11 protein-coding genes are annotated in these 11803 nt (G+C 65.0%); 5 read left to right on the top strand and 6 right to left on the bottom strand.

The features are described 5' to 3' along the window. Window positions 1-83 precede the first annotated feature (83 nt). From JNC62_RS04290 to JNC62_RS04270, 5 genes are all read right to left on the bottom strand, one after another. Window positions 84-752 carry a GntR family transcriptional regulator gene (locus tag JNC62_RS04290; protein WP_374836275.1) on the bottom strand — a complete coding sequence of 223 codons (669 nt, stop codon included), beginning with the start codon at window positions 750-752 and terminating at the stop codon, window positions 84-86. Between the two features lie 70 nt (window positions 753-822). Further along, entirely contained in the window at window positions 823-1821 is a 999-nt protein-coding gene (locus JNC62_RS04285) for an FAD:protein FMN transferase (protein WP_374836274.1), read from the bottom strand. Further along, the gene (locus JNC62_RS04280; protein WP_374836272.1) at window positions 1802-4012 is read right to left on the bottom strand and encodes a PepSY domain-containing protein; all 2211 of its coding nucleotides are present in this window, start codon (window positions 4010-4012) and stop codon (window positions 1802-1804) included. Before JNC62_RS04280 ends, JNC62_RS04285 begins: the two co-directional genes overlap by 20 nt. Before the next feature lie 23 nt (window positions 4013-4035). Beyond that, window positions 4036-4506 carry a DUF2271 domain-containing protein gene (locus tag JNC62_RS04275; RefSeq protein ID WP_374836346.1) on the bottom strand — a complete coding sequence of 157 codons (471 nt, stop codon included), beginning with the start codon at window positions 4504-4506 and terminating at the stop codon, window positions 4036-4038. Between the two features lie 172 nt (window positions 4507-4678). After that, window positions 4679-5113: a PepSY domain-containing protein gene (locus JNC62_RS04270; protein WP_374836270.1), complete on the bottom strand. Its 435-nt coding sequence runs from the start codon at window positions 5111-5113 to the stop codon at window positions 4679-4681. Between the two features lie 144 nt (window positions 5114-5257). Here JNC62_RS04270 and JNC62_RS04265 point away from each other — a divergent pair, with 144 nt between their 5' ends. Then, the gene (locus JNC62_RS04265; protein WP_374836268.1) at window positions 5258-5920 is read left to right on the top strand and encodes a response regulator transcription factor; all 663 of its coding nucleotides are present in this window, start codon (window positions 5258-5260) and stop codon (window positions 5918-5920) included. Then, entirely contained in the window at window positions 5917-7278 is a 1362-nt protein-coding gene (locus JNC62_RS04260) for a sensor histidine kinase (RefSeq protein WP_374836266.1), read from the top strand. Before JNC62_RS04265 ends, JNC62_RS04260 begins: the two co-directional genes overlap by 4 nt. 5 nt (window positions 7279-7283) lie before the next feature. Here the strand turns inward: JNC62_RS04260 and JNC62_RS04255 are convergent, their stop codons facing one another. After that, window positions 7284-8303, bottom strand: a complete 1020-nt coding sequence (locus JNC62_RS04255; RefSeq protein ID WP_374836264.1) for a LacI family DNA-binding transcriptional regulator — start codon at window positions 8301-8303, stop codon at window positions 7284-7286. 278 nt (window positions 8304-8581) lie between these two features. Here JNC62_RS04255 and JNC62_RS04250 point away from each other — a divergent pair, with 278 nt between their 5' ends. The 3 genes from JNC62_RS04250 (at window position 8582) to JNC62_RS04240 (ending at window position 11779) form a co-directional block, all read left to right on the top strand. Next, complete coding sequence (locus JNC62_RS04250) at window positions 8582-9628, top strand: ABC transporter substrate-binding protein (RefSeq protein ID WP_374836262.1); 1047 nt, start codon at window positions 8582-8584, stop codon at window positions 9626-9628. Window positions 9629-9698: 70 nt separating this feature from the next. After that, window positions 9699-10520: an ATP-binding cassette domain-containing protein gene (locus JNC62_RS04245; RefSeq protein ID WP_374836260.1), complete on the top strand. Its 822-nt coding sequence runs from the start codon at window positions 9699-9701 to the stop codon at window positions 10518-10520. Continuing rightward, window positions 10517-11779 carry a sugar ABC transporter permease gene (locus JNC62_RS04240; protein ID WP_374836258.1) on the top strand — a complete coding sequence of 421 codons (1263 nt, stop codon included), beginning with the start codon at window positions 10517-10519 and terminating at the stop codon, window positions 11777-11779. Before JNC62_RS04245 ends, JNC62_RS04240 begins: the two co-directional genes overlap by 4 nt. The last annotated feature ends 24 nt before the right edge of the window (window positions 11780-11803 follow it).

Below are 11803 nucleotides of genomic sequence, written 5' to 3'. Positions count from 1 at the left end.
GACATGAGCAAGCGCAAGCGCCCAAATGGCGAGAGGCGCCAATCCTTCAACCAGTGGAAGTGAAAACGGAACTGCGGGAGCGGTCAGCCGACGATGGCAAAGATGTCGCGCGTGGCGCCGGAAGCGCTCTTGACCGGCCGTTGGCCGATCCATTGGACGTGCCGTTCCAGGACCGCCGCGGCGTTGTCGATCTTGCCCTGCCGCAGAAATGCGAGGATTGCCCGGTGGTCATGGTCGGTCCGCACTTCCCATTCGGAGCGCCAGGTCGCGAACAGGAAGCGCGCGCTTGCGGCGTGCAGGTCGTCGATGGCGGCGAGCAGGCGCGGCATGCCGCAGGGCGAAAGGATCAGCCGGTGAAAGCGGCGGTTGGCGTCTTCCCAGGACCGGACATCCCGCGAATTGTCGCCGGCGATGGTCGCCTGCTCGGCCTCGTCGAGGATGGAGGGCGTCAGGTGCGGTGCCGCGTGCCTGAGCGCAAGCACCTCGAGGGCTGCGCGCATTTGCGCCACCTCGCGGACCTCCTTGAGGTCGAACGCGGCGACGCGCACGCCGCGGCGCGGCTCGCTGACCACCAGCCCCTGCGCCTCAAGCCGGCGAAAGGCCTCGCGCACCGGGACGTGACTCGCCCCGAATTCCTCGGCGAAATGGTCCTGCCGCAGCTTCGTTCCCGGTGCCAGTTCCCCGGTGACGATCCGGTCGGCGAGGATGCGACTGATGCGGCTGGCAATGGTGTCGTCGTTTGGTGCGGTCATGTGTTGCGGATCAGTGCTGTTGGATCAGTTCCAGCCGACTCGTGATGGCCCCTTGGCACCCGCTCTTATGTCAGATTGCCGGCATGGTTGCGAGTCCCGCCGCACGGGGCTGGTCGGCTCGGAAGACGTCTCCGACCCGTGTCCGGGCAAGCTCGCCGCCGCGCCGTTGCACGAACAGCGCGTCGAGGCCTTGTTTGCGTGCAAGCGCTTCTCCTTCCGCCGGTCCCAGGACCATGAACGCCGTTGCCCAGGCGTCGGCATCCATGCAGCTTTCGGCTACGACGGAGACGGATGCGGTTCCATTGTCGGCCGGCCCCCCGCGCGTCCGGTCCATGGTGTGAGACAGTCGCCTTCCGCCGATATCGACCCAGTGGCGATAATCGCCCGAGGTGGCGACGGCCTGGTTGCAAAGCGCAATCACGCCGAGCGGGCTGCGCATCGCAAAGTCGGGCTTTTCCACCGCCACCAGCCATGGCGCGCCGCCGGCCCTGGTGCCGCGCGCCTTCACTTCGCCGTCGAGGCTGACCAGCGCGCCAGGGATGTCGAACGCCTCGATCGTCCGCATCATTTCGTCGACGGCAAACCCTTTGGCGATCCCGGAAAGATCGAGCGCGACGGGGGCGTGGCTGCGGGCCCGGCCTCCCGGCCGATCCAGCTCCACGACGTCATGGGTTGGCGGCAGCCGCACCCGAAGCGACTGCCGGACCAGTTCCGTGTCGGGCCCGGAGCGCTCCGGCCCGAAGCCCCAGGCGTTGACCATGGCGCCGACGCCGATGTCGAAGGCTCCGCCCGAGGCGCGGCCGATCTCCAGCCCTCGCTCCAGCACCTGCATCAGCTCGGCGGGCAGGGAAACCCAGGTGTCGGGTGGTGCCGCATTGAAGCGCATCAGGTCGCTCTCCGGCTTCCAGGTGGACATCTGCAGGTCGACGCGGTCGACGGATCGGCTCAATGCCGCCTTGAGCGCGTCGATGGCGGTCGCGGGCGGCGCGTAGACAAGCGCCGACCACCGTGTTCCCATGGTGGCGCCGTTCAGCGCGTGGCGGATCAAATCAGTAGACATCTTCGACATACCTCCCCTGGGCTTTCAGGGCGATCGGATCGAGGTTGGCCGGGGCCAGAATATCGGTGAGTGCGGCCATGACGCCTGCCGCCATCTCGCGTCCGCCGCACACCATGATCTGCGCGCCGCCGGTGATCAGCGCACGGAGGCGGCCGGCGTCCTCGCGAAGGCGGTCCTGCACGTAGCTGCCGCCTGGCACGCGCGAGAAGGTCGCCCGCAGGCTCGTCAGCCGGCTTTCGTCGAGCCACTTTTCGATCTCGTGCTTGTAGAGGAAATCCGACCGCGGATCGCGCCCGCCGAAATAGAGATGCATCGGCCTGGCATCGCTGTTGGCGCGGATCGTGCCCGCGAGTGGCCCGACCCCGGTGCCGGCGCCGATGAGGATGACGGGCGCCTTGCCGCGCCCAGGTCGGAAAGCCGGGTTGGGCTTGATGAAGGCTGCGATGGTGTCCCCCGGCCGCAGGTCGTGAAGGTAGCCGGAGCACAAGCCGCCGGGATGCTTGCGCACGCAGATCTCCAGAAAACCGTCGCGCGACGACGAGGCAAGCGAATAGTAGCGCGGCAGTGCGCTGCCGGGCGGGACGATGCCGAGGAGATCGCCGGCGTTGAAGCTCGGGCGTCCGCGTCCGAACAGGCGCTCAAGCAGGCTCCGCTTTGCCGGCGCGAAACGCAGGACGGCGGTCGGCGCCTGGACCTCCGCGCCATAGTCGCGGCGCGAAACCAGTGTCAGCGGAAGCGTGCGCGGCGTCGCCGGCCGGTGGTCGAGCACGAGCGTCTTGCCAAGGGCCGCCGACAGTGCTTGTCCCCAGCGGGCAAACTCCTGTGGGCACTGCCGGTTGATCGTCTCTGCCGGGATCAGGAAGCGCCAGCCGTTGCGGGCGAGTGCCGCCTCCACATCGCGGGAGAACTGGCTGAATTTCGGAAACTGTCGATCCCCGAAGCCGAGCACGGCCACCGGATAGGCGGGCGGTGGGGCGATCGTTTCGAGCCGCTGGAGAAACGAGCGGGCGTTGGCGGGCGCTTCGCCGTTGCCGTATGTGGCGGCAAGGATGAACATTCGCCGGCAGGTTGGATAGGATTGTGCCAGCTTGTCCATCGGGCCGGTATGCACCGTGTGCCCGGCGTCCGCCAACGCCTTGTGCAGCGTCGCGGCAAACCCCCAGGTGCTCCCGCCCTCGCTGCCGACCAGAATGATCGTATCGGCGGACGCAGCGGCGGCGTTGGCGGCAATCTGCGGACGTCCGCGCCGACCGGACCACCAGACGATGGCGCCCGTTGCACTGAAAAGCGGAACACTGAGCGCGGTCATGCCGAGGATCAGCCCCAGCCACCACAGGCCTTGTCCGGTGTGCAGCATCCTAATGAAGCCGTAGATCCGCTGCGGCAGCGGCTGATCCTGCCACGCCACCATCTCGCCGGTCGTCGGATCGATCAAGCCTGCGCCACCGATCGTCTTGAGTTCCATGGCGCTTTTCGGGTCAGCCGCATCGGGGAAGGTCAGGTTGCGCAACTCCGACAAGTCGAACCGCTGAAGCGCCTGGTTCTGCTCCACCGGCAGGTGCGGGCCGCCGCTGACTTCGATGGGAGCCTCGAGGGGCGGCGCACCCTTGCTGGGGACGAGCCCAAATGTTGCTGCCGACATATAGAGCGCGGTGAGGGCGGACAGCAGAAGCCCGGCGGCCGCCAGCCGGCCCGTCTCGACATGCAGGCGCTGGGAACGGCTGCCTCGCGCACGGGCGAAGAAATGACGCCAGCCGCCCATGCGGCGCGCCGTCATCTGCAGCCCCGTCACGGTCAGCAGAAGCATGGCCGCAGCACCCAGGGCCGCAGCGATCCGTCCGCCATCGCCGAGAAAGAGCGAACGGTGCAGGTTCTTCGTCCAGCGTTCGAGCGATGATCGCTCATAGGGGCCGAGGGACTGCCCGGTGACGGGATCGACGACAACCGATGCCGGGCGGCCATTTTCGAGATGATGGACAATGATCGTGCCCGATGGGGTGCGCTCGATCTCTTCAACGCCCTGGTGGGTCGCCGCGATCCGTCCCGCCAGCTCCGCGATGGTGACTTGGCCTTCGGCAACGCTGATCGCTCTGGCGCGGTCCATGGCCGGGTATAGCGACAACATTGCGCCGCTGACCGCGAGGACGCTGACGAGGAGAGCGGCGAGAAGGCCGGAAAACTTGTGCAACTGGCGCAGCATGGGATTGATCCTCGTTGCTCGCGTTACATGCTGTAGGTGAAGGAGCCGACATAGCGGCGCCCCGATACGGCCTGATCGGCGCCGCCGGAGGTCAGGGGCACGACGACGTCGGACGGGCTGTCGCGCATGTCCTCCACTGCCGCATCGATGTGCAATTCATAGCCGGCGTCGAACAGGGCGTCGGCGAGGTCCAGGGTAATCTTCAGCGTTCGGCCGGCCCCGACGCTCGCGCCGGTAATGCCGCTGATCTCGGCGGTGTCTCCGCCTGAAAGGCGGGCCCAGTCGCTGAGGTGGCTGTAGTACTTGGACTTGCCGCCCGCCATCCACAGGGTCCCCTTGTAGGCACCGGCCGCGTCGGTGACGTAGAGCGTCAGGTAGGCCCCGTCTCCGCCGTAATTGTTGAGCGTCGTCGTCAAGGTGACGGGCCGGGCCAGGGCCAGCCCGGGCAGGGTCAGTGCGGTGGTGAGGACCAGACCGGCGATCAGCGACTTCAGCATGGGTATCTCCATTGGTTGCTATGGCCCGGAGATTGCGGCTGCGGACTGACCACCCGCTGAAGCTTGGTGAAAATCTGCTTCAGCTTGCCGTAAGCTTTCCGCCGATCGAAAGCAAAACGCCCCACACAACTGGGCGGGGCGTTCAATTTCCTGGCCTGGCTGACGGGCGTTACTGGACCTGGACCTTTGGCGGGGTGCCGCTGCCGAAAAGCCCGTTGTTGGGGGGTGTCGCGGTCCCCGAACTGGTCGTGTTGTTGCGGTTGCGTTCGCCTTCGCCTTCGTGGTCGTCCTCGTGTTCGCGACGCTCCTTTCGATCGCGGTCGTCGGCATATTTCATGCTCACAACGTCGAGCGTACCGGGATTGACCTTTGCCCGCAGGTTCCGGCCATCCTTGTCCTGCGCCCGGATCTTGTAGCAGCCGTCATCGGTCTTGATCTTTTGAATGGTCCAGCCGCGGCCTTCCGCCATTTTCTGCACCGCCTCGCGGGGCTGCCAGTTGGTCATCGGCACGTTGCAGTCGTTATCGTCGTCATCATCCGCCATCACGGCGCCGGCGCCCAGTCCGCAGAGGACAATGGCCGCAAACAGAATGGTTTTCTTCATGATCGTACTCCGCATCGGGGCTTGTCATGACCTTGTTTTGAGGCCACATCCTTACCGGCAGCTGAAGTTGACCGATTTTCAGCTTAAGCGGGCCGTCAGTTTCGCGCTGTAGTGAAAGTCGGCAAAGTCGAATGGAACTGTCCGATGCGGATCTTGCTGATCGAAGACGATACTATTCTGGGAGCGGCGGTGCGCGACCAGATCAATGCCGACGGCCATTGCGTCGACTGGGTCAAGCGGCTGGACATTGCCGCCGACTATGCCAACAACGCCGCCTACGACCTCGTTCTGCTCGACCTGATGCTGCCGGACGGTCGCGGTATCGGCTTCCTGCGCACTCTCCGCGCCAGGGGGGATGCCACGCCGGTGATCATCCTGAGTGCGCTTGATCAGGTCTCCGACCGCATCGAGGGGCTGGACGCGGGCGCCGACGACTACCTGATCAAGCCCTTCGATCTGTCGGAACTCTCTGCCCGCCTCAAGGCGGTTGCGCGCCGCTATGCCGGCAATCCCAATCCCTTGATCGAGATCGGCGACCTGCAGATCGATCTGGCGTCCCGATCGATCAGGCGGAACGGCAAGGACATTGCCTTGACGGCCCGAGAGTGGGTTCTCTACGAGGCTTTCCTGCAGCGACCGGGACAACTGATGTCGAAGGCGCAATTGGAAGAGCGCCTCTATTCCTTCAGCACCGACGTGGACAGCAATACCATTGAAGTGCATGTCAGCCGGTTGCGCAAGAAGCTCGGCCACGGCGCCATCGATACGGTGCGCGGTGTGGGCTATCGCCTCGGGACGGCTCCATGAGGGCACCCCGCAGCCTGCAATGGCGCCTTTCCCTCTGGCTGGGAATCGGCATGGCCTTGCTGTGGCTTGCGACGGCGCTGGTCACGATCCGCAACCTGCGCCATGAGCTGGACATGGTGTTCGACAGTGCCCTGGAGGAGACGGCGCAGCGCCTCCTGCCCCTTGCCGTGCTCGACATAATCGGTCGCGAAGACGACGGCGTCACCAGCCAGAAAATAGCCACCCTTCGCACTCACGACGAATACTTCACCTACGTCGTGCGGGACGACAAGGGCAATGTTCTACTGCGCTCGCATGGCGCGGACGATGCAACCTTCCCGCCCTATAGCGGGATGGGGTTTGTCAATTCGCCGACGCATCGCATTTATTTCGATGCCGCGTTGCAGGGGACGGTGACGATTGCGGTTGCCGAGCCGCTGGCGCATCGCCGGGCGGTGGGGAACCAGACGTTCATCGGGCTTATGCTGGCCTTCGGTCCCCTCGTGGTGCTCAGCCTTTTGGGCGTTTGGGTCATCGTACGGGTCTCGGTGGCGCCCATTCGCGCGTTTCGCACCGGCATCGAACAGCGTGGCGGCGGCGATCTTAGCCCACTGCCCGCCGTGGACCTGCCCTCAGAAATCGAGCCAGTCGCGGAAGCGCTGAACAGCCTGCTGGATCGGCTGCGGCGCGTGCTCGAGGCCGAGCGTAGCTTCACCGCGAGCTCCGCCCACGAATTGCGCACGCCGGTGGCTGCGGCGCTGGCGCAGACACAGAGACTGATTTCCGAATCGACGGATCCCGCGACGCTCGATCGGGCAACGCAGATCGAGACGGCCTTGCGCAGACTTGCGCGGCTATCGGAGAAGCTGATGCACCTGGCAAGGGCGGAGGGCGGGCGTCTTCGGCTGGAGCAGGCGGCCGACATTGCGCCGGTTCTGCGGATGGTCGCGAAAGAGATGGCAAAGGGGACCGCCGATCGCATCGAACTGGGCCTCCCGCCGGGCCCGGTCCTGTCGAGGATGGACCCGGATGCCTTCGCCATCCTGTCGCGAAACCTGATCGAGAATGCCCTGAAACATGGGGCGCACGACGATCCGATCCATGTTGCCCTGTCGGAAGACGGCGTGCTTGTCGTCACCAATGCCGGCCCTGCGGTCCCGCCGGAGACGCTCGCCCGTCTCACCCGCCCCTTCGAGCGGGGCGATACGCGCGCCAGCGGCTCCGGGCTCGGGCTTGCGATCGCAAAAGCGATTGCCTCCGGCGTTGGCGGCAAATTAACGCTCACCTCCCCGCTGCCAGGACAAACGGGTGGTTTCGAGGCTAGGTTCCACCCCAATCCAAATGGCCCTCGCAAGAGCGCCAAGGGCGTCTTTTCGTGACGCTCTCATCCGATCGTTTCGACGACCGGCGGGATTTGCACCACTTTCAGGTCCGAGTTGCCGGAATCGATGATCTCGAAGACCGCGTCGAGCATTCCCGGGACATCCTGCCGAACCATTTCGATGTGGTCGCCGAGCATGGCGACGAAAGGATCCCAGTCGAAGCAGCCGAGCATCGGCATTCGATCGGTATAGTGGCCCGAACGGCGGATCCAGCGCATGACGCCTTCAAGCGAAATCGTCGAGTTGACGAACATGCCCCGCGGCAAGGTCCCGGTCTTTTCCGCCAGCTGCCGCATGGCGGTCTCGGCCTTTTCGGGAGCGTAGCCGCAGGCCAGGACCAGCGATTCATCGACGACCACGCCCGCCTCGGCATGGGCGGCGCGAAAACCCCTGATGCGCTCCGATGTGTTATGGTCCGTTCCCCGTCCGCCGATGAACAGGAGCGGCGTCATTTCCCCATACTCCTTCTTGCAGTTTGCCAAAACGCGTCGCGTCAGTTCGAGGGCGCCGCCGAAGTTGTCGGAAATCACGGAGGGGGCACGTGATCCCGGCAGGTCGAGGTTCACGGTGCGAACGCCGGCCGCCGCGCACAACTCGACGATCCGATCCGGATCGGTCGCACCGGTCGCGATCAGGCAGTCGACGCGATGGGAAAGCATGGCGCGCGCCGCCTCCACCTCAAGAGCCGGGTCGCGGCGCGTGCAGGTCACGATGGGAAACAGCCCCCTTTCGCGGGCCATGGCCTCGAATTGCTCCACGATGGAGCCGAAATAGCGGTTGTCGTATTTCGGCACGATCATCCCGATGATCTTCGAGCGGTCGCGGCGCAGCACGCTCGCCTGCATGTTCAGCGCATAGCCCTGCTCCTCGGCAAGCCGGGTGATCCTTTCCGCAAGCTGGCTGCTGATGCGACGCTTCTTCCAGTTGCCGTTCAGGACGGCACTGACGGCGCTTGCCGACGTTCCGGCCAACTCCGCCAGATCGTAGATTGTCGTCCTCTTGGTCTGCGTTCCACGCTTCACGAATATCGTCTCCCCTTTCGGTCACCTTGACATCAATGTTCATAAGTGGCAATTCTGCTTCATCGATTGAGCAAGCAAGCTCAATCGATGAAGTGCCCTAGCAAAGCGACAGCTGACTCAGGGAGGAGTTGGATCCGGAACCGCTGAGATCGACGCGGCAGCAAGGCTGCAACGAACGATTACGCGTGCCGTGAGGGCGCGTGGCGGGTGCGATCCGAAGTCTGGACCTCCTCCCAAGGCTTGAGCTCGCCGGCCCAATTCATTTGTGGAGGAAACATATGAAGACGCTCACTTACTTGCTTGCCACGACCGGTCTGGCCGTGTCCCTCGGCGGCGCCGCGATGGCGCAGGAAGCAGCAACCGTTGCCTTCCTCATGCCGGACCAGGCTTCGACCCGCTATGAGCAGCACGACTATCCCGGTTTCAAGGCGGAGATGGAAAAGCTTTGCCCGGACTGCACGGTCATCTATCAGAATGCCAATGCGGACGTATCGCTCCAGCAGCAGCAGTTCAATTCCGTGATCGCCCAGGGCGCCAAGGTCATCGTCCTCGATCCGGTCGATTCAGCGGCAGCCGCAGCGCTGGTCGAGATCGCCCAGTCCCAGGACGTCAAGGTCATCGCCTATGACCGTCCGATTCCGGACAAGCCGGCGGACTATTATGTCTCCTTCGACAATGAAGGCATCGGTCGCGCGATCGCGCAATCGCTCGTCGATCACCTGAAGGCTTCCGGCGTTCCGGATGGCGCGGGTGTGCTTCAGATCAACGGCTCGCCGACCGATGCGGCCGCCGGCCTGATCCGCGACGGCATCGATTCCGCGCTGGATGCATCCCCCTACAAGACGCTCGCCGAGTTCGACACGCCGGACTGGGCGCCGCCCAAGGCCCAGGAATGGACTGCCGGCCAGATCACCCGCTTCGGGGACCAGATCAAGGGCATCGTCGCCGCCAACGACGGCACGGGCGGCGGCGCCATCGCAGCCCTCAAGGCCGCCGGCGTCAAGCCGCTCCCGCCGGTGACCGGCAACGACGCGACGATCGCCGCTCTGCAGCTGATCATTTCCGGCGACCAGTACAACACGATCTCGAAGCCGTCCGAAATCGTTGCGGCCGCAGCGGCCAATGTCGCCGTCAAGCTGCTGAAGGGCGAGACGCCGGACGCGCCGAACACGCTCTACAACACGCCTTCACAGCTGTTCGTGCCGGCGGTCGTCACGGCCGAGAACATCAAGGCCGAGATCTTCGACAAGGGAATCAACAAGCCGGAAGAAATTTGCACCGGAGAGTATGTTGAAGGTTGCCGCAAACTTGGCATCATCAACTGACGCTGCCCACTAACGTGCCCGGCCGCAGGCCTGCGGCCGGGTGCCCCTTTCGGTCGAGAGGTCATAGGCCATGACAGCTAACATCCAAAGCATTCCGGCAAAGGGCGAGCCCGTGCTGCGGCTTCGCGGCATTTCCAAGAATTTCGGCGCCGTCTCCGCGCTGACCGACATCGACCTCGACGTGAACGCCGGCGAGGTCGTGGCGCTCGTGGGCGACAACGGCGCCGGCAAATCGACGCTCGTCAAGGTTCTCGCCGGTGTGCACCAGCCGTCCGAGGGGACCATCGAATTCTGCGGAAAGGCCGTGACCCTCGACAGTCCGGCCAAGGCGCTCGACCTGGGCATTGCGACGGTGTTCCAGGATCTCGCTTTGTGCGAAAACCTCGATGTCGTCGCCAATCTCTTCCTCGGCCACGAGCTGTCGCCATGGCATCTGGACGAGGTTGCCATGGAAGTACGGGCCTGGACGCTGTTGCGCGAGCTGGCCGCCCGGATTCCATCTGTCCGCGAACCCATTGCCTCCCTGTCCGGTGGCCAGCGCCAGACGGTCGCGATCGCCCGTTCGCTGCTGCTCGATCCCAAGGTGATCATGCTCGACGAGCCGACGGCAGCGCTTGGCGTGGCCCAGACCGCCGAAGTGCTGAACCTGATCGAGCGCGTCCGCGATCGCGGCCTCGGCGTCATCATCATCAGCCACAACATGGAAGACGTGCGCGCGGTGGCGGACCGGATCGTCGTGCTGCGCTTGGGACGGAACAACGGCGTCTTTGCGCCGGATTCGTCCAATCAGGAGCTTGTCTCCGCCATTACCGGTGCCACGGACAATTCCGTTTCCCGTCGCCTCGACCGCAAGGCCGGCCTCGTCAATGAAACAAGCGGGGGAGCCGCATGAGCCAGAATCCTTCGAGCAACCTCTCCCAAGGCCAGCAGAAGCTGGACCGCAGCGATGAACGCGTGCGCCATGACGAGGGCATCCTCGGCATGGCGCGCGGGTTCATCGATCGCGTCCGCTCCGGCGATCTCGGCATGCTCCCGGTCGCCGTCGGGCTCATCGTCATCTCGGTCGTCTTCTCGACCCTTAACCCGGTCTTCCTCGCGCCCAACAATCTGGTGAACCTGCTGTTCGACTGCGCCACCGTCGGCGTGATCTCGCTTGGGGTCATCTGCGTGCTGGTGCTCGGCGAAATCGACCTCTCGGTCGGTTCGATGAGCGGGCTTGCTTCCGCCATGGTGGGCGTGCTGTGGGTCAATATGGGCTGGCCGGTCGCCGGAGCGATCATCGTCGCGCTTCTGGCTGGCGCCGCAGTCGGGCTGCTCTACGCAACCCTCTACAACCGCCTTGGAATGCCGAGCTTCATCGCGACGCTTGCCGGCCTCCTCGCTCTCCTTGGCATGCAGCTCTACATTCTCGGCGCAACCGGCTCGATCAACCTTCCCTATGCCTCCCCGCTAGTCCGCTTCGGCCAGGTCCTCATCATGCCGGACTGGCTGTCGCATGGGCTGGCGCTGCTGCCGGGGCTCGTGATGATCGGCAAGGGCATGCGGACCATGCGCCAGCGCCAGGCCGCGAACCTTTCCGCCCAGCCGCTCCGCGCGCTGGTCCTCAAGGCCGTGGTGCTGACCGTGGCGCTCGAGCTGGCCGTCTACTATCTCAATCTCGGTCGCGGCGTGCCGTGGATGTTCGCCCTGTTCGTGGCACTCGCGGTGATCCTCAACTATGCGCTGACGCGCACCAAGTGGGGCCGGTCCATGTTCGCCGTCGGCGGCAACAAGGAAGCGGCGCGCCGCTCGGGCATCAACGTGAAGCGGATCTACATGAGCGCCTTCATGCTCTGCTCGACGCTGGCAGCCCTCGGCGGCGTCCTCTCGGCCTCGCGGCTTGCCTCGTCCAGCCAGCAGGCCGGCACCGGCGACGTCAACCTAAACGCGATCGCGGCAGCCGTCATCGGCGGCACCAGTCTCTTCGGCGGACGCGGGAGCGCCTATTCGGCCTTGCTCGGCATCATCGTCATTCAGGCGATCTCGAACGGCCTGACGCTCCTGAACCTCAGCTCGTCGCTTCGCTACATGATCACCGGCGGCGTGCTCGCAATCGCGGTCATCGTCGACTCGCTGGCCCGGCGCTCGCGCGTCAGCCACGGGCGCGCGTGATCCAACAGATCGGAATGGAGTTTT

The organism is Mycoplana ramosa (assembly GCF_041930185.1).
Taxonomy (GTDB): Bacteria; Pseudomonadota; Alphaproteobacteria; order Rhizobiales; family Rhizobiaceae; genus Mycoplana; species Mycoplana ramosa.
Note: the sequence above shows the minus strand (reverse complement) of the source record. Positions and strands in the feature narration are given on the sequence as shown.